29 protein-coding genes and 1 other RNA gene are annotated in these 23,267 nt (G+C 52.8%); 20 read left to right on the forward strand and 10 right to left on the reverse strand.

Annotation, left to right across the window (positions count from 1 at the left end):
- The first annotated feature begins 4 nt into the window (after window positions 1-4).
- The 14 genes from IM295_RS18255 to IM295_RS18320 all read left to right on the forward strand — a co-directional run bounded on the left by IM295_RS18255 (window position 5) and on the right by IM295_RS18320 (window position 11,308).
- The gene (locus tag IM295_RS18255; protein ID WP_166720850.1) at window positions 5-559 is read left to right on the forward strand and encodes a hypothetical protein; all 555 of its coding nucleotides are present in this window, start codon (window positions 5-7) and stop codon (window positions 557-559) included.
- Window positions 552-1,175, forward strand: coding sequence for a phage baseplate assembly protein V (locus tag IM295_RS18260; protein ID WP_133550951.1), 624 nt, complete (start codon window positions 552-554; stop codon window positions 1,173-1,175). Before IM295_RS18255 ends, IM295_RS18260 begins: the two co-directional genes overlap by 8 nt.
- 38 nt (window positions 1,176-1,213) lie before the next feature.
- Window positions 1,214-2,683, forward strand: coding sequence for a phage tail sheath C-terminal domain-containing protein (locus IM295_RS18265; RefSeq protein ID WP_126345277.1), 1,470 nt, complete (start codon window positions 1,214-1,216; stop codon window positions 2,681-2,683).
- The gene (locus tag IM295_RS18270) at window positions 2,680-3,186 is read left to right on the forward strand and encodes a phage major tail tube protein (RefSeq protein WP_023311220.1); all 507 of its coding nucleotides are present in this window, start codon (window positions 2,680-2,682) and stop codon (window positions 3,184-3,186) included. The genes IM295_RS18265 and IM295_RS18270 overlap by 4 nt, the downstream gene beginning before the upstream one ends.
- A gap of 55 nt (window positions 3,187-3,241) precedes the next feature.
- Entirely contained in the window at window positions 3,242-3,529 is a 288-nt protein-coding gene (locus IM295_RS18275) for a phage tail assembly protein (protein ID WP_126345278.1), read from the forward strand.
- 114 nt (window positions 3,530-3,643) lie between these two features.
- Window positions 3,644-5,452, forward strand: coding sequence for a hypothetical protein (locus tag IM295_RS18280; RefSeq protein ID WP_193067142.1), 1,809 nt, complete (start codon window positions 3,644-3,646; stop codon window positions 5,450-5,452).
- A 5-nt stretch (window positions 5,453-5,457) separates the two neighbouring features.
- Window positions 5,458-5,919 carry a phage tail protein gene (locus IM295_RS18285; protein WP_370551816.1) on the forward strand — a complete coding sequence of 154 codons (462 nt, stop codon included), beginning with the start codon at window positions 5,458-5,460 and terminating at the stop codon, window positions 5,917-5,919.
- Window positions 5,894-6,109 (forward strand): tail protein X, encoded by a 216-nt coding sequence (locus tag IM295_RS18290; protein WP_023311224.1) that lies wholly within the window; start codon window positions 5,894-5,896, stop codon window positions 6,107-6,109. Before IM295_RS18285 ends, IM295_RS18290 begins: the two co-directional genes overlap by 26 nt.
- Before the next feature lies 1 nt (window position 6,110).
- On the forward strand, window positions 6,111-7,229 hold the full coding sequence (locus IM295_RS18295) for a contractile injection system protein, VgrG/Pvc8 family (protein ID WP_192979446.1): 1,119 nt from the start codon (window positions 6,111-6,113) through the stop codon (window positions 7,227-7,229).
- A 38-nt stretch (window positions 7,230-7,267) separates the two neighbouring features.
- On the forward strand, window positions 7,268-7,615 hold the full coding sequence (locus IM295_RS18300; protein WP_192979445.1) for a GPW/gp25 family protein: 348 nt from the start codon (window positions 7,268-7,270) through the stop codon (window positions 7,613-7,615).
- On the forward strand, window positions 7,605-8,519 hold the full coding sequence (locus IM295_RS18305) for a baseplate J/gp47 family protein (protein ID WP_193067143.1): 915 nt from the start codon (window positions 7,605-7,607) through the stop codon (window positions 8,517-8,519). The genes IM295_RS18300 and IM295_RS18305 overlap by 11 nt, the downstream gene beginning before the upstream one ends.
- On the forward strand, window positions 8,512-9,063 hold the full coding sequence (locus IM295_RS18310; protein ID WP_192979443.1) for a phage tail protein I: 552 nt from the start codon (window positions 8,512-8,514) through the stop codon (window positions 9,061-9,063). Before IM295_RS18305 ends, IM295_RS18310 begins: the two co-directional genes overlap by 8 nt.
- A 2-nt stretch (window positions 9,064-9,065) precedes the next feature.
- On the forward strand, window positions 9,066-10,799 hold the full coding sequence (locus IM295_RS18315) for a phage tail protein (protein WP_193067144.1): 1,734 nt from the start codon (window positions 9,066-9,068) through the stop codon (window positions 10,797-10,799).
- Window positions 10,799-11,308 (forward strand): tail fiber assembly protein, encoded by a 510-nt coding sequence (locus IM295_RS18320; RefSeq protein WP_062936141.1) that lies wholly within the window; start codon window positions 10,799-10,801, stop codon window positions 11,306-11,308. The genes IM295_RS18315 and IM295_RS18320 overlap by 1 nt, the downstream gene beginning before the upstream one ends.
- 29 nt (window positions 11,309-11,337) lie before the next feature.
- Here the strand turns inward: IM295_RS18320 and IM295_RS18325 are convergent, their stop codons facing one another.
- The gene (locus IM295_RS18325; RefSeq protein ID WP_193067145.1) at window positions 11,338-11,898 is read right to left on the reverse strand and encodes a serine acetyltransferase; all 561 of its coding nucleotides are present in this window, start codon (window positions 11,896-11,898) and stop codon (window positions 11,338-11,340) included.
- Between the two features lie 340 nt (window positions 11,899-12,238).
- Between IM295_RS18325 and IM295_RS18330 the strand changes: the two genes are divergently transcribed.
- Both IM295_RS18330 and IM295_RS18335 read left to right on the forward strand, forming a co-directional pair.
- A complete protein-coding gene (locus tag IM295_RS18330) occupies window positions 12,239-12,658 on the forward strand; it encodes a translesion error-prone DNA polymerase V autoproteolytic subunit (RefSeq protein WP_193067146.1) in 420 nt (139 codons plus the stop codon).
- Window positions 12,659-12,660: 2 nt separating this feature from the next.
- Window positions 12,661-13,929 carry a Y-family DNA polymerase gene (locus IM295_RS18335; RefSeq protein ID WP_193067147.1) on the forward strand — a complete coding sequence of 423 codons (1,269 nt, stop codon included), beginning with the start codon at window positions 12,661-12,663 and terminating at the stop codon, window positions 13,927-13,929.
- A 62-nt stretch (window positions 13,930-13,991) separates the two neighbouring features.
- Here the strand turns inward: IM295_RS18335 and IM295_RS18340 are convergent, their stop codons facing one another.
- Window positions 13,992-14,432, reverse strand: coding sequence for a GNAT family N-acetyltransferase (locus IM295_RS18340; protein ID WP_174259823.1), 441 nt, complete (start codon window positions 14,430-14,432; stop codon window positions 13,992-13,994).
- Window positions 14,433-14,594: 162 nt separating this feature from the next.
- On the opposite strand from IM295_RS18340, the gene IM295_RS18345 reads away from it, so the two are divergent.
- Entirely contained in the window at window positions 14,595-14,951 is a 357-nt protein-coding gene (locus IM295_RS18345; RefSeq protein WP_193067148.1) for a DUF4440 domain-containing protein, read from the forward strand.
- A gap of 59 nt (window positions 14,952-15,010) precedes the next feature.
- On the opposite strand, the gene IM295_RS18350 is transcribed toward IM295_RS18345, so the two are convergent.
- The 5 genes from IM295_RS18350 to smpB form a co-directional block, all read right to left on the reverse strand.
- On the reverse strand, window positions 15,011-15,682 hold the full coding sequence (locus tag IM295_RS18350) for an SOS response-associated peptidase (RefSeq protein WP_135346170.1): 672 nt from the start codon (window positions 15,680-15,682) through the stop codon (window positions 15,011-15,013).
- A 225-nt stretch (window positions 15,683-15,907) separates the two neighbouring features.
- The gene (locus IM295_RS18355; protein WP_063157299.1) at window positions 15,908-16,147 is read right to left on the reverse strand and encodes a DinI family protein; all 240 of its coding nucleotides are present in this window, start codon (window positions 16,145-16,147) and stop codon (window positions 15,908-15,910) included.
- A gap of 262 nt (window positions 16,148-16,409) precedes the next feature.
- The gene (locus IM295_RS18360; RefSeq protein ID WP_193067149.1) at window positions 16,410-17,330 is read right to left on the reverse strand and encodes a hypothetical protein; all 921 of its coding nucleotides are present in this window, start codon (window positions 17,328-17,330) and stop codon (window positions 16,410-16,412) included.
- 167 nt (window positions 17,331-17,497) lie between these two features.
- Window positions 17,498-17,861, reverse strand: a transfer-messenger RNA (tmRNA) gene (gene ssrA, locus IM295_RS18365).
- 89 nt (window positions 17,862-17,950) lie between these two features.
- Window positions 17,951-18,433: an SsrA-binding protein SmpB gene (gene smpB / locus IM295_RS18370; protein WP_008502505.1), complete on the reverse strand. Its 483-nt coding sequence runs from the start codon at window positions 18,431-18,433 to the stop codon at window positions 17,951-17,953.
- 156 nt (window positions 18,434-18,589) lie between these two features.
- On the opposite strand from smpB, the gene IM295_RS18375 reads away from it, so the two are divergent.
- Together IM295_RS18375 and IM295_RS18380 are read left to right on the forward strand one after the other, a co-directional pair.
- Complete coding sequence (locus IM295_RS18375; protein WP_008502504.1) at window positions 18,590-19,027, forward strand: type II toxin-antitoxin system RatA family toxin; 438 nt, start codon at window positions 18,590-18,592, stop codon at window positions 19,025-19,027.
- A complete protein-coding gene (locus IM295_RS18380; protein WP_045260867.1) occupies window positions 19,017-19,304 on the forward strand; it encodes an RnfH family protein in 288 nt (95 codons plus the stop codon). The genes IM295_RS18375 and IM295_RS18380 overlap by 11 nt, the downstream gene beginning before the upstream one ends.
- A gap of 102 nt (window positions 19,305-19,406) precedes the next feature.
- Here IM295_RS18380 and bamE read toward each other — a convergent pair whose 3' ends face one another.
- The 3 genes from bamE to nadK form a co-directional block, all read right to left on the reverse strand.
- On the reverse strand, window positions 19,407-19,745 hold the full coding sequence (gene bamE / locus IM295_RS18385; protein WP_028014132.1) for an outer membrane protein assembly factor BamE: 339 nt from the start codon (window positions 19,743-19,745) through the stop codon (window positions 19,407-19,409).
- A 138-nt stretch (window positions 19,746-19,883) separates the two neighbouring features.
- On the reverse strand, window positions 19,884-21,545 hold the full coding sequence (gene recN / locus IM295_RS18390; RefSeq protein WP_045260866.1) for a DNA repair protein RecN: 1,662 nt from the start codon (window positions 21,543-21,545) through the stop codon (window positions 19,884-19,886).
- Between the two features lie 85 nt (window positions 21,546-21,630).
- A complete protein-coding gene (nadK, locus tag IM295_RS18395; protein WP_008502500.1) occupies window positions 21,631-22,509 on the reverse strand; it encodes an NAD(+) kinase in 879 nt (292 codons plus the stop codon).
- A 122-nt stretch (window positions 22,510-22,631) separates the two neighbouring features.
- On the opposite strand from nadK, the gene grpE reads away from it, so the two are divergent.
- On the forward strand, window positions 22,632-23,225 hold the full coding sequence (gene grpE, locus IM295_RS18400) for a nucleotide exchange factor GrpE (RefSeq protein ID WP_032644906.1): 594 nt from the start codon (window positions 22,632-22,634) through the stop codon (window positions 23,223-23,225).
- Window positions 23,226-23,267 lie beyond the last annotated feature (42 nt).

A 23,267-nucleotide genomic window follows, 5' to 3' on the forward strand; every position in this document is an offset into this window, starting at 1 on the left:
AACCATGGCTGAGCCATTGCTGCTGGGGCAGTATCACGATGCTGTCACCGGCGCGCTGAAAAAAATTGACTGGGTGCGCGACGCCGATGCCTATCCGGAAAAAAATGTCCCCCGATTTACCGGACTGACCACCCCGGCGGTCTATTTCTCCATTAACGGCTGGGAACAGGGCGGGGGCAACGAGGGGCAGCTCAACGTTAATCTGTCCTGCGATTTGTTCGTGGTGGTGGATGCAGCCGGGGCAGGTGTCAGTCGCCCGGAAATTTTCCTGCGCACGGCGGCCGCAGATATCACGCAGTGGATTGACGGCCAGCAGTTCGGCCTGACCCATCTGGAGCCAGCCATCTTTATCGATGCAGCACGCGATGAGTTTGATCCGCGCATGGATGATTACCTGGTCTGGCGAATCTCCTTCACACAGTCAGCCGCCTTTGGTGCGGATCCGTTTGCACAGCTGAATGCCCCGCTGAAAGCGGCCTGGCTGGGCAAGGCACCGGATATCGGTCGGACACATGTGGATGACTATCAGCTGATTTACGAGGCAAAACCCGATGAGTGATATCGAGGGCGATTTACAGCGCCGTCTGGCAAATATTGTCAGGCGCGGGGTTATTCATTCCGTAAAGCATGACGGCATACCGAAATGCCGGGTGGACCTGGGCGACATCACCACCACCTGGCTACCGCTCTGCCAGGGCTTTTCGGGTGTTAACCGGGCTGACTCCAATCCGTATGCGGTCGGGGATGCGGTCACGGTACTGTCGGAGGCGGGCGAGCTGAATAATGGCCGGGTGTTTCCCGGCTGGAATACCGGCGCGCTGCCGGTACCGGAGGGCAGCGACAGCGAGCATATCACCCGATACGGCGACGGTACCGAGATCCGCTATGACCGTGCCGCGCATGCCCTGACCATTACCCTGGCGGAGGGCGGCACCTACAAAATCATCGGGAAAGGTACGCTGGACGGTCCGGTGGAAATTACTGAAACCCTCACCGTGCAGGGCGTGTCGCAATTCAATGCCGACGCGAACGTGGCCGGAAATATTGGTGCAACTCAGGAGATTTCGGACGGTACCGGGAAAATGAGCGCGATCCGCGAAACTTACAATGGCCATGACCATGAAGAAAATGGTGACGGCGGCGGTACCACGAATCCCCCCAATCAAAAAATGTGACCTGCCGCGGCAGGTTTTTTTATGCCTGGAGAAAATGAATGGCAAATTTACATGGTGTGGAAACGATCGAACTGACATCCGGTACGGTCGCGGTCACGACGATCCAGACGGCTATTATCGGTCTGGTGGGTACCGCGCCGGATGTCTCAGCCGGAACGCCGGCAGCGGGTACCGTCGGGACGCCTATTCTGGATAACGTTGTCGAATTTACCGCGACGAAGGCCGGCAGGGCGGGCAATGTCCTGCTGGCTGAGGCGGTAGCCGGGGTGCCTGATGCAGAAAATCCCGCCGCGGTGGAGACGACGGCTGTGTGGGACGCAACGGCTTTAACGTTGACCATCACGCTGGGCTGTGATGAATCCGGCAAGCTGACGGCAACGCCAGCAGAGGTGGTCACGGCCGTGAACGCGGTGGCGGATGTGAAAGTGACCGCGAAGGGTACCGGCAGCGGTATTGTCACGCCGTTCAGCCTGCAGCTCTCCGGTGGCGAGGATGAGCCGTTCCCGCTGAATACGCCGGTGGCAATTGTCGGTACCACGATGCTCTCCCGCCTGGGGGAGAAGGGCTCGCTGAAACCGGCGCTGACCGAAATCAACGATCAGCGAAATGCCCTGACGGTGGTGGTTCGTGTGTCGGAAGAAACCGACGAAGCGAAACAGCGTGCAGCGGTGCTTACCGGGATCGGCTCGCTGTCATCTGCAAAATCGGTGACGACGTACCAGCCCCGAATCGTCATTGCGCCGGGGTTCAGTGAGGATGACGCCGTGGGCAAGGCACTGGAAACCGTTGCTGGCAAACTACGCGCAGTGGCGTATGTAGACTGTGAATCCGGCGCCACCCTACAGGAAGTGGTTCAGCGTCGTCAGTCCTACGGCATGCGTACTGAGCTGCTGCGCCCGCGCGTTCAGGTCAGCAATGCCGACGGCCAGCTGGTCTACCGTCCGTATTCAGCGTTTGCGGCGGGACTGCGCGCCCGTATCGACTTTGAGAAGGGCTGGTGGTGGAGCAAATCCAACCAGGACATCAACAATATCCTCGGCGTGGAGCAGGTCGACGAGTTCATTCTCGGCGATGAAAACTGCGATGCGAACCTGCTCAACATGCAGAACGTGTCCACTATTATACGCCGTGCCGGGTTTAAGCACTGGGGTAACCGCCTGTGCGGAACCAATCCCCAGTGGCGCTTTGAATCGGTTCGCCGCACTGCAGACGTCATCGAGGACAGCATTCAGGAGACGATGCTGGAATACGTTGACCGCCCACTCGACCGGGAAAACGCCGACGACATCATCGGCACCATCAACGCCTATATGCGTCAGCTGATCGGCCTCGGTGCCATTTTCGGCGGTCGTGCCTGGCTGGATGAGGAGCTTAATACCGCTGAGAGCATGGCGGCTGGTGTTTTGTACATCAACTATGACTTTGGTCCGAAATCGCCGACTGAACTTATCAGCCTGCGCGTCCGGGTGAATAACAACTATGCGCTTGAGGAGATGCTGGCAGCATGAGCGAAAAAAACACGTTACGCGTCTGGACCTTCTTCCGGCAGGGGATCCGTATTCAGGGCGCACATGAATTTACGCCGCCGGCATTGTCCATTGTCAAAACCGATTTGCGCACCGGCGCACAGGACGCCCCCTCTCCCGTGGATGACGGCATGGAGGCGCTGACCTGCCAGCTGAAGTTTTACGGGGTGGACACGGACATGCTGACTGCCTTTGGTTTTGTCAGTGGCAGTCGCCCGCGTTTTACGGCCTATCAGGGCTATCTGGCGAACGGCACCGCGCTGGGCACCATCGAGGAGATCGAGGGCTTTGTACAGACCGTCACGCCGGATGCGCGGGGCAAAGACAGCCTGTCCGAAAATGCCGTCACAGTGGACATCGCCGTGAGCTATTACCGCCAGACCAAAGACGGCCGCGAGCTCTTTGAAATTGATACGGAGCGCTTCTCGCGCCGGGTAAATGGCGTGGATGTGTTGTCCGGCCTGGCGGCGAAAGTCCGTCTCTGAGCCTGTCTTTATCCTGTAACGGCCTTCGGGCCGTTTTTACTTTACGGAGAGTGTTATGAGTTTTCCTGGTGAAACCCGCGTTATCAAACTGTATTCCCCTGTTTCCTTTGAGAACGGTGGCCTGCTCGAACAGGTGACGCTGCGCGAGCCGCTGGTGCGCGATCGCATTGCTTTTTCCAAGGATCGGGGCAGCGAAGAAGAAAAAGAGGCGCGCATGATTGCGCTGCTGTGCAATCTCAGTGAGCAGGATATCTGGCAGCTGACAGCGGCAGATTATGCGCAGCTGCTGGACACATTTAATGTTTTTATGCTCCCGCCCGGGGAGCGACCGAAAGAAGCCTGATCCGGGCGATACGCTTTCTCGGGCGGCGCCTGCATTTTCCCATGACGGAATACCTGGATATGCCGTTCAGCGTGTTTTCTGATTTTCTCACCGACGAAGTGGAGGCGGTAAATCGTGGCCGGACTAAGCCAAAATCTTAAGGCCGTCATTACGTTTGGCGGCAATATCGACAGCTCATGGAATCGTTCAGCGAACGGCCTGCAAAAGAGCCTGAAGGACGTCGGGAAGCAGTCAGAAAAACTGACCAAAGACCAGGCGAAGCTGGCGGCGGAGATTAAAAAAGCAAAGCTTGCCGGGCAGAGCCTTGGCGATCTGAAACGGCGTTACAGCTATGTGTCCCGTGAAATCCGTAAAACGGAGTCCGAACAGCAGAAGCTGAACCAGCAGATGCAGAAGGCGCAGCGGCTGGCGTCATTTAAAGGGGCCGGTAAAGGCCTGTTTCGCCGCGGTCTGGGTATCGCCGGACAGCTGGGCGGCATGGTGGCACCGGGGCTGGCGATCGGCGGCGGTGGGGTGGTGGCTTCCGCGCTGGGCACCCTGATAGCACCGGCGGCTACCAATGCGGAGACGGCCCGACGTGCGGGCGTGGCGAAAAGTTATGGCGTGGACATCCCGACGTTTGATGCCTGGGACACCCTCGCAAAACAGTACGACATGAACGGCGAGAATATCGGCGATCTGTTTGAGGAGTATCTGCACAAGGCAGGGGAATACAAGCAGAACGGTAAGCAGGGCTCGCTGCAGGACGCGTTTGAGACGCTCGGGTTTAAGGCGGGGGATTTGGCCGGGCTCAGCGATATGGCACAGTTTGAAAAAATCGTTGAGCGCGCGCTCAGCCTGCAGGATGAGTCGAAAGCTTCATTTGCGCTGGATTCGCTGTTTGGCGGCGAGGCCAGCAAGCTCCTGATGCTGCTGAAGCAGTCCGGGAAGAGTTACCGCGACCTGATGGACGAGCAGCGCCGGTATAACCTCGTCACGAAAGAGGGGGCTGAAGGTGCAATGGAGGGCAACCGCGCTATTACCAACCTGCAGACCGTCTTCTCTTCTGCTGTGGCGGAAATCTCCGGTCAGCTCGGTAACGAACTGGCGCCGGATGTGCGCCGTCTGACGGACGATATGGCGGAGTGGTTTAAAGGCGGGGGGATCAAGCGCATCGTCAGTTTTCTGCGTAATGACCTCTACCCCGGCGTGCTGACGTTCGGGCAGGGGATCTTTTTCGTCGGAAAAGTGGCGTACGCGCTGGCGAAAAAACTGTCCTGGCTGCTGCCGGATGAGCGAAGCGATCAGCGGGACGTGCTCAAATCGCTGGCCATGACCGGCTCGGTCGATATCGCCCGCATGACCGCGCAGCGCAACGGCCAGGGAGAGTGGTTCGAACAGCAGCTTAAAGAAAAACCGGATCTGCCGGACGATGTGAAAAAATCCTACCGGGATACGCGGGGCTTTTTCCGTGATGACGAGGAGACATTTAACACCACCCTTGATAAATATCTCACCCCGGAGAACAGTGGCGCACTGTTCGGGACGGACGGGTTAATGAAGCCGGCACAGCCGCAGTCTGTCACGTCCGGTACCGGCCCTACGGCATGGGATCATTATCCCCGGACCCTGCTGTCGCCGTTACCGCCAGAAACATCGCCGCAGGTGGTACCGGACATTACGGAGCAGGATTCACTCCAGCAGGCTACCAGCACAGAGGCTGAAGGTCGCTGGGATATGTTGCTGCAGAAGCTGGATTCAACAGATGCTCCCGCCGCACCCCGACAGCTGACAGACAATCGCCGCTTTGAATACCGGTTTGAAATTCATGGTGCACCCGGGCAGGACGAGCGGGCGATTGCTGATGAGGTCGAGGGTATGACGAAAAGCAGCCCTGCTTTTAATGGTAATAACAGCATGCTGGACGGAGGGCAAATCTGGTGAGTGAAATTATTCCTGTCTTTGAAGACTTCGGGCAGGCCGGTGCCAGCGCGGCGCGTGGTGCCCAGGCCGCCCGGGTGATGATGATGCTGGGCGATTTCGCCTTTTCCATCGATACCACGGCGTATAACCAGCTGACCCGTGAGGCCAGCTGGCGATGGAGCGAGCTGGAGCGCATCGGCAAACAGGACCTGCTGCAGTACACCGGCAAGCCTGGGCGAACCGTCCGGCTTGAGGGAGAATCGCATGCCTTCTTTCGTAAGGGGGTGGATGCCGTTAACGATCTCTACGATCTCGCCGACCAGAACAAGCCACAGCAGCTGGTCAGCGGTGAAGGGGATGTGCTGGGCTGGTGGGTGGTGATCGACTTCTCCGACACGACAAACCGTTTCCTGCCCGGTGGTGGCCACCGAAATAAAAACTGGACGATGACGCTGAAACATTATGCCGATGACATATCAAACCCGTGACGGTGATGTGCTTGATGCAGTCTGCGCAACGCATTACGGCACGGAAAACCTGTCTTTTATCGTGACGCAGGTACTTGAAGCGAATCCGGGGCTGGCTGATATCGGTGCGGTTTACCCGTCAGGTCTCTTTATTACCCTGCCGGATCTGGCTCCGCCGGTTCAGGATTCTGCTTTCAGCCTGTGGGATTAATATGACTGAACAGATAGTTAAACCGGAATATGCTCCCGCTTTCAGCGTCAGCGCCGAGGGGAAAGATATCACCCGCGCGCTGCAGCAAAGTCTGGCAGAGCTGACGCTGACCGATTATGGCGGTGCCACGACAAAGGCGGATGAGCTGAAAATCACGCTGCTGTCGGAAACGCTCCCTTTGCCGACAAAAGGGGCACGACTGCGCGTGGCGCTGGGGTTTAATGACCAACTGGTGGATAAGGGCTGGTTTGTGGTGTCCGGCGTCGGCAGCAGCGGTCCGCCGCGGCGTATCGAGATTTATGCCACCGCCGCGCCCATGAACGCGCAAAAACAGCCCGGTGATGTGCTCAGCCAGAAAACACGCAGCTGGGATAACATTCGTCTGGCGGATCTGGTCAGGACCATCGCCACGGAAAACGGGCTGAAGTCAAAAGTAGCCGCGGAGCTCGCCGATATCCATATTGACCATGTTGACCAGGTGGCAGAATCGGATGCGAACCTGCTGACCCGGCTTGCCAGGACCTGGAATGCGGTCAGCAAACCTTCCGGCGGTTACTGGCTTTTTCTCCGGCAGGGCGCAACGGCTAACGCCTCAGGTGAGCAGACCGGGGAGCTGGTTATCACCCCGGAGGAAGTCTCAAACTGGTCATACAGTGAGGGCGAGCGGGGGAGTTCGACGGGGAAAGCCACCGGCAGCAGCGGTAAGTCATCGGGAAAAATCGGTGTGCGCTATTACGATGAAGCGGACGGGAAGACCAAAACTACCACTGTTGACCATGACGGCCCCTCGATGGCGAATCCGTATACCCAGCCGGCAAAGGCCACCGCCGACCAGCAGGCCAAATCCAGAAAGACGCAGGCCCGCCGCAATGAGCAGAAGATGACGGTTACCGGCCCGTGCCGACCGAAACATGTTCCCCTCACGGCAGAATCCGGCGTGTCCACGTCCGGCTTTGGCGAGCGTGAAGATCGCGCCTGGGTGGTTGAATCTCTCGCCTTTTCCCTGACGGCCGCCGGGTTCAGCTACACGTACAACCTGGTGGTTGATATTCGCAAGCCTGCTAAATCCTCTAAAAAATCCGGCAGCAAGGATAAAACCGGCCCGGATTACTTCGGTTAACTTTCCGCCTCCTGGCGATCCTCATACGGAAAAACATTATGAACGGTGTAAACAGCCGGACCGGTAAACGCCTGTCCGGCAGCGATCATTTGCGCCAGTCCGTCAGCGACATCCTCTCCACCCCCGTCGGCAGCCGCGTGCTGGTTCGTGATTACGGCAGTGACCTGTTTTCGCTGGTGGACAACCCTCGCGACGATCTTACCCGACTGCGGATTATCGCGGCCACGGCCTCAGCGCTGGCGCGCTGGGAGCCCCGGTTGCGGGTCACGCGTGTAATGGTCACTTTCCCGGCAGATGAAGCAGGGTGTGTCGTCGATATCGAGGGGATCAATAAAGAGAATAATCTTCCCGTCAGCACCGGAGGCATACAGATTTATGGCAAGTAGTTATGACGTAATTAACCTGTCTGCGCTGGCGGTACCGGATGCGATTGTGGTACCGGATGCCGCCGATATTTTTACCCGCTGGCTGGCGCGCCTGCGCGAACTGGATCCAGAATTCGACGCGCTGGTCGAATCTGATCCGGCGTATAAACAGGGGGAAATCAACGCTTACCAGCTCACCCTGGCGTTTCAGCGTGTCAATGATGCGGTACGTGCTGTTTTCCTTGCCAGCGCCAGAGGAGCCGATCTTGACCAGATAGGTGCGGGTTTTAATGTTTCCCGCCTGGTGATAAATCCCGGTGATCCGGATGCCGTGCCACCCGTCGATCCTGTCTATGAAGACGATGACGCTTTCCGTGAGCGTATCCAGCTTTCGTGGGCGCAGCTGAATACGGCAGGTGCGCGCAACGCTTACCGCTTTCATGCCAAATCCGCGGATAACGATGTGCTGGATGCGGATGCCTATGGCCCGGAAACGCACAACCGCCCGGGTGAAGTGGATGTCTATGTCCTGTCGCGAACCGGTAATGGTGAGGCCAGCCCCGGCCTGACGGAAAAGGTGATGAGCGAACTAAGCGCCGATGAGGTCAGGCCTCTGACTGATTATGTCAGCGTCAAAAGCGCCACCATTGTCAGTTATGCGGTAGCAGCTGAACTGGACATACCCGACGGACCGGATTCGCAGACGGTGCTGGAGCATGCCATCAGCACGCTGACCAGCTACACCCTGCTTTCACATCGCATAAACGGCCTCGTGCCGCTTTCCGCGATTTACGCTGCACTCCAGCAGCCCGGTGTTTCCAGAGTCAGGCTGATAAGTCCGGTCGCAGATCTTGAAGCGGCCGCCGGGCAGGCTCCCTGGTGTAGTGCGATAAACGTCACCCGCAAAGGAGGCTCCGTTGGATAAATTTCGTTCCCTGCTACCGCCCTCCGCCATTCAGCCTGAGCGGGCGCAGGAGCAGGCCAGCTCGGAGCAGAGCACCGCACTGGATACGGGCATGGTGCGTAAAGTGAAAGACCCCGATACCTGCCCGGCGCACTTGCTGCCCTGGCTAGCATGGGAATTTGCGGTTGATTCCTGGGAAGACGCCTGGACAGAGGCTGAAAAGCGGCAAGTGTTAAAAAATGCCGCCTATGTCCATCAGCATCGCGGTACTGCCGGCGCTGTCAGGCGGTCACTGAGCGCTGTCAGTCTCCCGACGACAGTGGTGGAGTGGTGGGAGGATCAGCCGCGTAAGGCTCCCTACACCTTCCGCGTTGAGGTTTACAGCCTTCAGGAAGTTGATGACGCTTTGTATCAGCGTATCCGGCGGCAGGTCGATAAAGCGAAGAACCTGAGGAGTTTGTTGACCTCCATTGACGTGATTGCCGACCTGGGCGCCAGGGGAACTTATTATACCGGCGGTGCTGTTACCGCCTGGATTGATGTCGATATTGAGGCAGGAGTTTAGCCATGGCTGAGAAATATTACAGTATTCTGACCAACAGAGGTAAAGAGCTGGAGGCGCAGTCTTCTGCGACCGGGAAACCCGTCATTATTAAAGACTTTGTGGTGGGTGACGGTAACGGCCAGCCCGTAACACCTAATCCGGCATTAACCGCCCTGATACATGAGGTGTATCGTTCGGGAATTTCAGCGTTGCAAGTCTCGCCGGATCAGGCGAATCAGTTTATTGCGCAGCTGGTACTGCCTCCCGGTGTGGGGGGCTTCGTTGTTCGTGAGGTCGGGCTGTTAACCGATGCCGGCGAACTGTATGCCGTGGCGAACTGTGCAGCAATTGAGAAGCCAGTAAGTGGCATCAGTGTGACGCTCCAGTTTCGCCTTGCCGTTTCAGAAACGGCGGATATCGAACTGAAGGTGGCAACCGGGGACGGCCTGTTCCTTCGCCAGGATGCAAACCTGCGCGATGTGAAGGATGCCAGTGAATCCCGGAAAAATATTGGGCTAAAAGGTGCCGCTGTACTGGATGTTGGTACAACGGCGAATACAGTCGCCGCCGGGGATGACCATCGTATCGTTAATGCCCTGCAGAAAGAAAATAATCTTTCTGATGTTCAGGATAAGGCGTTAGCCAGAGAACATTTAGAACTCAGGGCGGCGGCTGTCAGGGATGTTGCTGACAATGCAGCGGGTGCGCTCGTGCCGGTTGGTTATAAAGGGAACTTTAGTTCCGACTCAAATCATGGTGCGATTGATTTTGCGACTTACCCCTTTGTCGTCGGTGAATCACTGTTTATAGATACCCGTGGATGTACCAACACCCCGCCATTCCTGACGCAGGATTTTTACTATATCGATGTCGTATGTGCTACCGGCCCCGCTCAGGGGGGAAGGGTAAACCGGCCGTTAGTCCAGTTCGTGAGTTACACGAATTCGAAGTTGATCCTCGCCATTCGTGAGGATGATGGCAACAATATCGGCTGGCGGTATTTCAGGGCGGTGCAATACGATAATGATAATAATACTGTTACCATCCCTGGGGCGCTTAAGGCTGTCAATGGAGGTGCAGAGCTTTCACAAAATGCGATAAATATTCGAGGTGCAGGTAATAAACACCTCTGGTTTTTTAATGCTTCCGGTGCAGAAATGGGGCTCGTTTATGCCTCAGATGATAAAGTGCTTCATCTTCGCGCAGCGCAGGGACCTTCAGTAGATGTTCAATCAAACGGAAACGTGATTGCGCCTAACTATCTTGAGGCAAAGGATGATATCCATTCAGGGCGAAACATCAGCAGTGTGGGGCTGATTCAGGCGGGGAAGGGCCTTTACGACACGCCAGGAGTACGGGTGTACTCGCCCAATAACCCACCGCCACAACAGGATTTAAACCCTTATGCAAAAAGAGACGCTATTACATTCGTAGGGCTTGAAGCTAATAACCCTGCTGCTCCATATATGCGACAAGAATCTACTGGAGCGATTGTTTATCTTGCGCAGAGAGACTGGGTAAATAGTAATTTTGCAACGCAAACATGGACTTCGTCTAATTTTATTACAGAAACAGGTTTAGGTGCGCAGGGATCAGGCGTTCTCCCCGGCGGAGGTACCTTTGTAGTGCCTAACGGGTGCGTAATGACAGGTTGGTACACAGAAGGGAACACCCCTGGTGGAGATACAATATTTTATCGTCAGTTGATGAAATACATACCTTCCGTTGGTTGGGTTGGATGTGGGAACATAGCATAATGGTAACTTTCAAAAAATTCTCTATTTACTCACCGGATTACATATTATTTGATGCCATTTACCTCCAGTCGGAAGATGGACTTGATTGGTATTATCATAGAACTCGCTTTCAGGATGATAGTTTTAAAATTTGCTTCGATGACCAAGGGGTCATAAGAATGTTCGGGCAAGATGCACAGCTTCTATGGCCTGACGGATTATCTGTAGTAGAGGTATCAGTAGATGAGGTGCCGTCTGGGCTGGATGGGGCTGGGAACTGGCAGTTCATAGACGGCAAAATCGTTCCGAGGACGTATACCGAGAACGAGTTAAAAGAAATTTTTAATTCCAAAAGAAGTAAACTGCTTTTAGATACATCATCAGTAATTGATCCTCTTAATGATGCTGTAGAGCTAAATATCGCAACGCAAAAAGAAATTGATTCATTGGTGCAATGGAAAGAGTATCGAGTTAAATTGATGCGGCTGAACTTTGGGGATAATTGGCCTGAGGAACCAGCGAAACTTTAAGATGCTTGGAAAACCCTCAGGTTGATAAATCATGTTTTTTTGAAATGGATTTCATTTGTTTTTTTGGTGTAAACGATACAATTACTCGGTATGTCTTTGTTGATAAAGCTCATCGCGCCGATGTCAACATTGCTACCAATCACTATGGAGTTTGCAATAATACAACTACCAGCCCCCACACTTACGTTGTCACCTATCAAAATGCTTGGCTTTCCGGAGTCAGGCATTTTCCCACCACCGATTCCAATTGTGGAGTTTTGTCTAATTCTAAAATTAGAGCCTATACAACAGCTACCGTTAATAACAATTCCATTAAAGTGACTGATAATCAATCCTGGGCCGATTGAGGCTCCGAGTTGAATTTCGCAACCGTATTTAATGGTCAACCTTCTATTGATTTTGCGTGCGAAGTTTTTACAAATATTAGCTTTATAAAGATAAGATGAAATTCGCCACCAAAAGTTAAAACGTCTTTCTGGACATTTAAAAGCTTTATGAACAGCGCGAGTCCAAGAAAATGGTTTTTTACTTTTCATTACTTCCGTTTGTAAACATTCATGCAAGTGGCGTTTTAACTCTTTTTTATTCATCCTAAAATTTGCACCTATCTATAGTATTATCACTAGCCACTTCGCTAGTTTACTTCGCTCAATCCTAACTGAGCAGCCACGCCATGTGCAATAGCGGGCTGTTGTTTCTGACTAATGTTAACTCGCGTGCTATGCGGTTCATTCCTGTAACATGCAACGTCGGCGTAATTTTGTTCGCTTAAATCTACCATTGAATAATTTACAAAATCAATAATTCGAACCGTCACAGAAACTTAGAAACGAAGCGGCGAATTTTTAGACAGTCATAGGGGATCTGACGTATTGCGCACCCTCAAAAAGAAAACTACTGTATATAAAAACAGTATATGAGGTGTGTGTAATGGAATTTATCAGACCTGCTGAACTGCGAGAAATTATCGCGCTTCCGCTTTTCAGCGACTTAGTCCAGTGTGGTTTCCCCAGCCCAGCGGCTGATTATGTAGAACAACGCATTGATCTTAATGAGCTTCTTGTTGCTCATCCCAGCTCGACATATTTCGTCAAGGCTGCAGGCGACTCGATGATTGAGGCTGGGATCAGCGACGGCGATCTGCTGGTTGTGGATAGTTCCCGCAATGCTGAGCATGGAGATATCGTTATCGCCGCGGTAGAAGGGGAATTTACAGTTAAGTGCCTGCAGCTACGCCCGACAGTCCAGCTCATACCGATGAACAGCGCTTACTCACCGATAATTGTCGGTAGCGAGGACACGCTCGATGTGTTCGGTGTCGTGACTTTCATCGTTAAATCTGCGAGCTGACCATGTTTGCGCTCTGTGATGTGAATTCATTCTACGCATCATGCGAGACGGTGTTCAGGCCAGATCTGAGAGGGCGCCCGGTTGTTGTTCTCTCGAACAATGATGGCTGCGTAATCGCGCGCAGCGCCGAGGCCAAGGCCGCTGGAATTACAATGGGGGAGCCTTTCTTCAAGCAAAGAGAGTTGTTCCGGCGCGCTGGCGTGGTTTGCTTCAGCAGCAATTACGAGCTTTACGCTGATATGTCCAACAGGGTAATGACGACGCTTGAGGAAATGAGCCCCCGCGTTGAAATTTACAGCATTGACGAGGCCTTTTGCGACCTGACTGGGGTTCGCAATTGCCGGGACTTGACGGAGTTTGGCAAAGAGATACGCGCGACGGTTCTGAAGCGTACGCACCTCACCGTCGGGGTTGGCATTGCCCAGACAAAGACACTGGCGAAGCTTGCCAATCATGCAGCGAAGAAATGGCAGCGGCAGACGGGCGGGGTAGTTGACCTGTCAAATGTTGATCGGCAGCGTCGGCTGTTGGCGATCGTGCCTGTAGAGGATGTCTGGGGCGTCGGCCGACGCATCAGCAAAAAGCTCAATGCGATGGGTATCAAAACTGCTCTGGATCTCTCTGAGCAGAGTACGTGGATTATTCGAAAGCACTTCAATGTCGTCCTGGAGCGAACTGTCCGGGAGCTGCGCGGCGAACCATGTCTGGATCTGGAGGAGTTTGCACCAGCTAAGCAGGAAATTGTCTGTAGCAGGTCGTTCGGTGAACGCGTTACCGAATACGAACAGATGCGGCAGGCTATCTGCAGCTATGCGGCGCGTGGTGCTGAAAAGCTTCGCGGCGAACACCAGTATTGCCGTTTTATATCTGCGTTCGTGAAGACGTCGCCTTTTGCCCTGAACGAGCCGTATTACGGTAATAGCGCGTCAGTGAAGCTTCTCACCCCCACTCAGGATTCCCGCGACATCATCAACGCCGCGGTAAAGTGCCTGGACAAAATCTGGAAGGATGGCCACCGCTATCAAAAAGCTGGAATCATGCTGGGAGATTTTTTCAGCCAAGGCGTTGCCCAACTGAACCTTTTCGATGAACACGCGCCGCGCGCTGGAAGCGATAAGTTGATGGAGGTGCTCGATCACTTGAACGCGAAAGACGGGAAAGGAACACTCTTCTTTGCAGGGCAGGGCATTCAACAGCAGTGGCAGATGAAGCGAGAAATGTTGTCGCCTCGATATACGACGAGATTTTCAGATCTGCTAAGAGTCCGATAAGTATTCCTGATGTCTTGGTCCGCTTTGTGCCAGGAGCGGACGTTTACGAAAGAGGTCTTTGCTCAAACGCAGCGAAGTTTCTCTAATCTAATATCGGATTCGCTAACATTTCCTTTCTCAATCCAGCCCAGCCGCCTATAAAATCCTGCCGCGCGGCTGTTTTTGTCGGTTTCAAGCCAGGCCACCTCATGTTGTTTGAAAATTTCCTGTTCTGCGAGTCCAACAAGTATGCGACCTAAACCTCGTCCTTCATATTTAGGTAGAACAAATGCCGCAAAAAGGCATGCTTCATCAGGCAAAATCATTGAAAAACCAGTCACTTTACCATCATCTTCAGCAACCCATGCGCAACGACTTTTTTCAATCATATCGGTGACAACGCTCTCGGTAATTCCCATCCGCTCCATTTCTTCTCGACTGAGATGATTTTCTTTAACCGAAGTCCTGACGTCAAAAATACCCTTTATATCAGAGGGTAGAGCTAATCTTGTCCTAATATTCATCGTATTATTCCATTCATGATACTGTGTAATTTTGATGATTAACACGCTCATAGCAGATCAACAGCGCCGCATTTCACATTAGATCTGTGCAGGGGACGGAAGTTGCATCCCAACGATTGTCACTTAAAGAGTTAATGTTCGATTGTGATGAGGGCAAATACTATGCTACTGGATACGTTAAAAAGACTCGAATGTTTTCTTCATGGCAGCAGGCGGAAAGATCGGAAATGGCTTGAACAGATACTCCATGAGAGATTTAGCGAAATAACGCGCTCAGGAGTATTAGTTGATCGTGTACAGACTATTGAAGCCCTTTCGGGGGAAGACAGCGTTCCAGCTATTCTTAGTAGTGATTTCCGGCTTATCATCGTTAGAGATAATTTCGCAATATTGCATTACAGAACGGTCCATCCAGATGGAAGTCATGCATCCCTTCGTTCTTCATGCTGGGAAATCTCTGAGAACGGGCAATGGAAATTGGTATTCCATCAGGGAACACCTGAGGCACAGAGCATATAGTCGTCATATTCAACGTCCGCTCCTCGCTCATTTCAGACGCGTCTGGTCTCATTTACTTTTCATTGTACCGCCTCGATTAGCTCCGGCCCCTGGTTCTTCACATTACCTACGGCGCGCGTCACGGCGTGCCAGATAAATTTGTCAGCTGGCACAGCACCGTCTGCGGCTATCTCCTCAGCTTCTTTCCCGCCTATATCTTGGCGCATCCACTCCCGGGCGGCTTCTGGCGACAAAACAAGTGGCCGACGGTCGTGAATATCTACCAGACCTTTATCTGCTGCCGATGTCACAATGAGAAAACCTTCCGCATCATCGCCGCGTTCAAACGGTGTGCTGCCGATCGCCGCCATAAAAATCGGCTGGCCGTCTGCTCGGTGAATAAAATATGGCTGCTTCTTTTCGCCTTCCTTCTTCCACTCGAACCATCCATCAGCAAAGCAGATTGCCCGGCCATGCTGCCAGAGAGGCTTGAACATCCTGCTGGTGGCCGCTGTCTCGACTCGCGCGTTTATCAATGGTGCTTTATCCCACCACCCTGGCGCGTAAGACCACAGGACCGGATCAAGATGCAGCTGCTCGTCGCGTTCGCTCAGCAGCAGAACTTTGGTACCAGGCGCCACGTTGTACCGGCCAATAGGTTCCGGATCATACGCAATGTCACGATCGGCTTCATCGGCTAAGTATGCCAGATATTCTTCACGGGTTTGGGCTTGTGCAAAACGTCCACACATAAAAACCTCCAGTCAGTCAGACTGAAAGTATAGGGCAGGGTGAAAAAGTAGCGCGCGCTGGTTAAGTCTTACAAACGGATTCGCGGTGATTATGCTGATGAGGATGAAATGCATAAAGCGATACGTTGTGAAACAGGAAGGAGCTACGCAAAGTTGCGACAAAGCCAAAAGAGAACGCTAAATCCGGTAGGGGATCCGGGTTCGCTGTGATGACAATATGGAAATTCATTCATTAGTAAGCCACATATCAGACTCTTCAAACATATCCTCCAGCATACGGTTCAACTTTTCACGGTCACTTTTGCTGGCATCACTATTCAATCCGTTAGCCTGCATAGGCTTAACCTTCACTTCAGCATCAGGGAATATGCTATGAACTCGCCTCGTCAGCTCAGCCAAAATAATTTCTCTTGCGCCATCCAAGCCCTGAACATTTCGCTTATCGTAAACCAACTCAACAAACATAACAGTCTACTTAATCTCTGTGATGGGAGGTTATATTTTTACTGTAAATACATACAGTGTCAAGCGAGTGATTCGGTCTACAGGATGGGATTTGTTCGTCCGATTGAAGAAAAATTATCGGTAGTTATTCCCCAGTTATTCCCCAATGTTTCCCCAAAAGAAAATTACCAATAAAAAAACCAGCCATAAGAGGCTGGTTTTCAATGTATTTTTGGTCGGCACGAGAGGATTTGAACCTCCGCCCCCCGACACCCCATGTCAGTTATGGTAGGTTGTAGTATTTTTTCAGAGCCGCGATTGCTACCTGAGTTGCAGCAGCTATTCCTATTCCCAAAGTCCCATTAGCAGCTTTACTAGCGATATTGGCCAGCCATTTACTAACAGATTGACCATATTCACCACGTTTGTTAGCTATTGGGCCATCTTCATCAATAGCAATTTCTAAATCGTCAACATCTGATTTAGAGAATCCCTGAGTTGAGAGATACTCTCTTAATGACTCAATGTCGTTTTTTACGACGTTGTTACTTACGGAAAATGAGTTTTCATTTCCGAAGTTTATGACGGTATTATCTCCAAAGATTGAGTTATTGAACAATGAAGACGTATCGATATTTTTAAGTTTTTCTGTCATGTTTTTTTCGTCAGAAATTTCAGAAACCTGATCAGAAAGCTCAAGTATGAAATCAAGCAGACGTGATCTGACCTGAGTTAATATGGAAGTGAAGTTATGTAGTGCAATTTCTTTATAACAGCGTGTTAACTCATAGCCTTTATCGATACCTTTGCAATATTTAACCAACGCTAAATCCAAAGGAATTGGCTGCTGAAGAGTTTTGCTATCACCGGCGTTGGTTACCAAGTCTTCAATTTGACTGATAGAAAGCCGCACTTTACTGGTTGTAGCGTCGTCATAGTCATCTTCACTTAGATAACCAATAGGTAACGGATAAGCACTGTAAAGACGAACGCTATTGTTCAGGTCTGCAAGAATTCTTGTGCCAACAATTCTATAATCGGGAAGGGTAACTGAATCAGGATAGCCGTTAATTTCATGGTTTACCCATGCCGCAAGCTCCTTTTTCCCGATAGAGAAGAGCAGGATCTTCGTTTTTATGAGAGCATTAGTCGTGCCTTCATCACCAGAACTAAGTATCTGAATGATTTCTTGCAGTTGATTCATATGTCTTACCCCATAAAAAAGCCCGCGTTAGCGGGCTTCTGTGTAACTAAAGAGCCGCGGCTCCTTTGCGTATCCTTTTTTGTCTCATCACCGTCTGGTCGGTGTCCTGCCGAGACTGCTAACTTCCTGTTTTTGCTAGTGCTGTCCTAGCACTGTCCAATCATGATTGGTGGAGCTGGCGGGAGTTGAACCCGCGTCCGAAATTTCTACATCCTCGGTACTACATGCTTAGTTTGTCTTTACATTCGCACGCCAGCTGCGGACAGACACGCCACTAACGAACTAGCCTGATTAGTTTTAACGCTTCAACCCCAGGCAGGGCTTCCACGCGATCTCTTTTGGGTTTGACCTCTCTTTGATCCCCGTCTTAAGAGCGGAAGCTAGGGAGAGAGGGCTCAGAGCAGGTTATTAAGCTGCTAAAGCGTAGTTTTCGTCGTTTGCGACTATTTTTTTGCGGCTTTTAACGAGGCAAACCGCCCCTCGGCATGCACCTTGGGTTTCGCAAATCCCGTCGAATCCAGAATCAGCCCCAATAGTGTTGAACTAAGTATACCAGATTTCACTTCCTGGATACCAGCCCGGAACGCTAACTTATTGAATAGTACAATAAGTGTGCAGAATCAACGTCCTGCGTTTTTCATAATGCGCGCTTTATCCAACTGCCACTCGCGTTCTTTCAGGTCAGTACGTTTGTCGTGCTGTTTTTTACCTTTCGCGACGCCAACTTTCACTTTGCACCAGGCATTTTTCCAGTACAACGACAGGGCGACTACGGTGAAACCTTCACGGTTGATGCGTCCGTAGAGGGATTCCAGCTCACGCTTGTTCAGCAGTAGCTTACGGGTGCGCGTTGGGTCACATACGTAGTGCGACGAGGCGACGGTCAGCGGCGTAAAGTTCGCGCCGAACAGGAAGGCTTCGCCATCTTTAAGGATCACGTAGCTGTCGCCGATGTTGGCTTTCCCGGCGCGCAGCGATTTTACTTCCCAGCCCTGCAACGCAAGGCCAGCTTCGAATTCTTCTTCAATGAAATACTCGTGGCGAGCACGCTTGTTGAGCGCAATGGTCGCCGAGCCTGGTTTATGTGCTTTTTTCTTCGTCATAAGTGTCGTAAAGCCGTCGGTAATCTGATTTCAAAAAGTCACCTCATTGCGTCCTGTGAGGTCTAACGCGCTATCTTAGCACGAGATGAGGCTTAGCGTTTTTTTAACAGGTGATAAATGTTATTATTTGTCCGTTGTGTGACCATGGAAAATGCTATGCCTCAGATTAGCCGTACTGCGCTCGTTCCTTACAGCGCGGAACAAATGTATCAGTTAGTGAACGATGTTCAGTCTTATCCAGAGTTTATCCCGGGATGTACCGGGAGCCGCGTTCTGGAGTCTGGCCCGACGCAGATGACTGCGGCGGTGGATGTCTCCAAAGCGGGGATCAGCAAGACGTTCACCACCCGCAATACGCTGACTAACAATCAGAGTATTTTGATGCATCTGGTGGATGGTCCATTTAAAACCTTGATGGGTGGCTGGAAGTTTACGCCACTGAGCGCTGACGCCTGCCGCATTGAGTTCCATCTGGACTTTGAGTTCACCAATAAGCTAATTGAGCTGGCGTTTGGCCGCATCTTTAAAGAGCTGGCGTCAAATATGGTTCAGGCGTTTACCACCCGCGCCAAAGAGGTTTACAGTGTCGCATAAGATTGCTGTAGAGGTGGTCTACGCGCTGCCGGAGAAGCAGTACCTACAGCGCGTAATGCTGGAAGAGGGGGCAACCGTAGAGGCGGCTATCCGCGCGTCCGGCATCCTTGAGCTTCGCAGAGATATCGACCTGGCGAAGAACAAGGTCGGGATTTACAGCCGTCCGGTGAAGCTGGGCGACGTGTTGAAAGAGGGCGATCGGGTGGAGATTTATCGTCCTCTGATTGCCGACCCGAAAGAGCTGCGTCGCCAGCGCGCGGAGAAGTCGGCTAAGTAGCGTGTTTCCCCCTCACCCTGTCTCTCTTCCCAAAGGGGGAAAGGGATAAAGAAAAACAAAAAAGGTGCTCGTTGAGCACCTTTTTGCATTTCTGGCTTCTGATTATTTTGTCAGGGCAGGTTTGTTGTCGATGTTGGTCAACACACCGGCGCTGCTGAAGGTCAGCGTCAGGGTCTGCTGGGTCACGCTTTCGTGGCCTGGCTGCTGACGGAATACATAGAACCAGGTGTTAGTGCCGAACGGATCGGTCATCATCGGGGTTCCCAGTGCATAAGCGACCTGCTGTTGTGTCATCCCCACGCGGATTTTGGACACATCGTTAGGGGTAAGGTAGTTCCCCTGGTTGATGTCAGGACGGTAAACCACTTTCTCCAGAGTGGAACAGCCTGCGGTCAACATCAGAAGAACCGCTGCGGCAGCGGTCAGCATTTTACAACGCATAGTGATTTGATTCCTTTTCGGGCCCGAGCAGAACGCGGCTCATATGTAATATGCCGATGATAATAGACCTTGCCCCACTTTGAAACCGGTCTGGCGGCGTTTTTGTTGTTCTGTATGACCCTGAGATCCCGAAAAAGTTTATGCCGCCAGCAGTTCTTTCGCGTTCGCGAGCGTATTACGCGTGACTTCACTGCCGCCGAGCAGTCGTGCCAGCTCCTGAAGACGCGCGCGTTTATCCAGCGGCTTCATGTGCGTTTCGGTCATTTCGCCGTCGGTTTCTTTACTGACAATAAAGTGATGATGACCACAGCCCGCGACCTGCGGCAGGTGGGTGACACACATCACCTGCGTTGACTCACCTAGCTGGCGCAGCAGTTTACCCACCACTGCCGCCGTTGGGCCGCTGATGCCGACATCCACTTCATCGAAAATCAGCGCCGGGGTATCCATTTTACGCGCGGTAATCACCTGAATCGCCAGCGCAATACGCGACAGTTCACCACCGGATGCCACTTTGGAGATTGCCTGCAGCGGCTGCCCCGGGTTGGTGGTGACGCGGAACTCGATGCGATCCGCCCCTTCTGCCGTCAGGTGGTTCTCTTCAAAACGGACATCAATGGTGAATACACCGTGCGGCATCGCCAGCGTGTGCATGCTGTCGGTGATGTGCTGGCTTAGCTCCTGAGCGTAATGTTGACGGATCTCATGCAGTTTTTTCGCCGTGGTCAGCGCCTGCTGATGATGCAGGTTCACGGCCAGAGAGAGGGTTTCCTGCGAATCCGCCTGATCGTCAAGCTGCTGCTGTTCTTCGAGCAGAGACTGATAATAGCCTGGTAGTTCTTCCGGCGTGACATGGTGCTTGCGCGCCAGTGAAATCTGACGAGAAAGGCGCTGCTCCAGCTCAAACAGGCGGTTCGGGTCGAGGTCCAGCCGTTCATAATAATGACGCAGTTCGTCACTGGCTTCTGAGATTTGAATCGCGGCCTCTTCCAGCATATCCAGTACGCCAGAAAGTTTACTGTCCATGCCGGCCAGTTCGGTGACCAGTTGACGGACATTGTACAGCTGGCTCTGCAGGTTAACGTCTTCGCCATCTGCCAGCATGTTGAGGGCATTCTGGCTGGTTGAGAGCAGGTGGCCGCTGTTGGCGAGGCGCTTGTACTCTTCGTCAATTTGTTCAAACTCACCCGCCTGCGGGTTGAATTCGTTCAGCTCTTTAAGCTGGTACGCCAGCAGCTCCGCACGCGCGGCGCGCTCCTGGCTTTGCTGCTGGTGCTGGGCGAGCTCGCGGCAGCTTTGATGCCACTGGCGATAGTGCTCCGCCATAAGTTGAGTAAGCGCGTACTCACCCGCATAGCCATCAAGCAGGGCTTTCTGCTGTTCTGGTTTGACGAGTTGCTGATGCGCGTGCTGACCGTGGATCTGGATAAGCAGCTGGCCGAGTTCGCGGAGCTGGGAGAGCGGGACTGCCGTGCCGTTGATAAAGCCACGGGAGCGCCCGTCGCTGCTGATCACGCGGCGAAGTAAACACTCACGTCCATCTTCGAGCTGATTTTGTTCCAGCCAGCGCAGGGCTGCAGGGGTATCTTTCAGGGAGAAACGTGCGCAAAGATCGGCACGGTTTGCGCCCATGCGCACCATGTCGCCCTCTGCACGGCCGCCAAGGCACAAGCCGAGGGCATCAATGGCAATGGATTTACCCGCACCGGTTTCGCCGGTGATCGCCGTCATGCCGCTGTGGAAATCGATCTCAAGCTCACGAACAATGGCAAAGTTGCTGATGGTCAGTTGTGCCAGCATAATTGTTTTCCTGTATGAAAAACCATAACTGTTTTTTCATACAGTATAAACTGGTTTTTTATACAGTAAAGTACTGGATGCAAAATCAGAACAATTTTTTTGACCAGCCAAGCTTCGAGCTTAATGTGTTGAAATAGCTGTAATCTTTCGGGTGAATCAAGTTCAGGTGGTAATCACACCGGCGAATAAGAACATCTTCACCTTCCTGGATTGGCAGCGCGATCTGGCTGTCGCAGCTGATCTCCAGGTCGTTACGGCGGTGCGAGAAGCGCAGACGTATCGTGCTGTCGCCGTTAATTACCAGCGGGCGCGCGGAGAGCGTGTGCGGGAACATCGGCACTAGCGTAATAGCATCCAGAGAGGGCGTCAGGATCGGGCCGCCCGCAGAAAGCGAGTAGGCGGTTGAGCCGGTCGGGGTGGAGATAATCAACCCGTCAGAACGCTGGGAGAAGGCAAAGATTTCGTCGATATAAACTTCGAACTCAATCATGTGTGCCACTTTGCCGGGATGAAGCACCACCTCGTTAATCGCGGTGCTGATGCGCTTCTGACAGTCCTGCTGGCACACCTGCGCTTCCAGTAAAAAGCGTTTTTCGCTGATATAATGACCTTCCAGCACGTCGGCCAGCTGTTGCTGCGCGTTGTCCGGGTCGAGGTCGGTTAAAAAGCCGAGATTGCCGCGGTTGATACCGATGACCTTGATGTCATAACGCGCCAGCGTGCGTGCCGCGCCGAGCATGTTGCCATCGCCGCCCACCACCACGGCGAGATCGGCCTGTTGGCCAATTTCCGCCAGCGTGCCGGTTTTGACGCTCTTCAGCTGCAGTTCCTGCGCAATTTGCTGCTCGACCATCACTTCATAGCCTTTGCTACACAACCAGCGATACAACATTTCATGTGTCGTCAATGCGGTAGGGTGACGCGGATGCCCGACGATCCCAATACACCTGAAATGATTATTCATTTTCTGGAGGTCCTTGTGCCTGATGAATGATGACAATCTCTCTTGTTCCCTTGAATCCAGGAAACTGATCCCCATAATAAGCGAAGTTAGCGAGATGAATGCAGAAAAACGCGGAGAAATTCATGAGTAGTAAAGAACAGAAAACGCCTGAGGGGCAAGCCCCTGAAGAAATTATCACGGAACAGCACGATGAAGTTGAGGCTGTAGAGCCAGACGCATCTGCTGAGCAGGTGGACCCGCGCGATGAAAAAATTGCGAATCTGGAAGCCCAACTGGTAGAAGCACAGAATCGCGAACGCGACACGGTTCTGCGCATCAAGGCGGAAATGGAAAACCTGCGTCGTCGCACCGAGCAGGACGTTGAGAAGGCGCATAAATTTGCGCTGGAGAAATTCGTCAACGAACTGCTGCCGGTGATCGATAGCCTCGACCGCGCGCTGGAAGTGGCTGACAAAGCGAATCCGGACAACGCGGCGATGATCGAAGGTATCGAACTGACGCTGAAATCCATGCTCGACGTCGTGCGTAAGTTTGGCGTGGAAGTGATTGCGGATACAGATGTGCCGCTGGATCCAAACGTTCACCAGGCCATTGCGATGGTGGAATCTGAAGAGATTGAAGCCGGTAAAGTGCTGGGCGTGATGCAGAAAGGTTACACCCTGAACGGCCGTACCATTCGCGCTGCGATGGTGACCGTGGCGAAAGCGAAAGCGTAATTTGCTACCTGTAGTGCCGGGTGGCGGCATTCGCCTTACCCG

This window comes from Enterobacter cloacae complex sp. P14RS, assembly GCF_014895895.1.
GTDB classification, from domain to species: domain Bacteria; phylum Pseudomonadota; class Gammaproteobacteria; order Enterobacterales; family Enterobacteriaceae; genus Enterobacter; species Enterobacter bugandensis.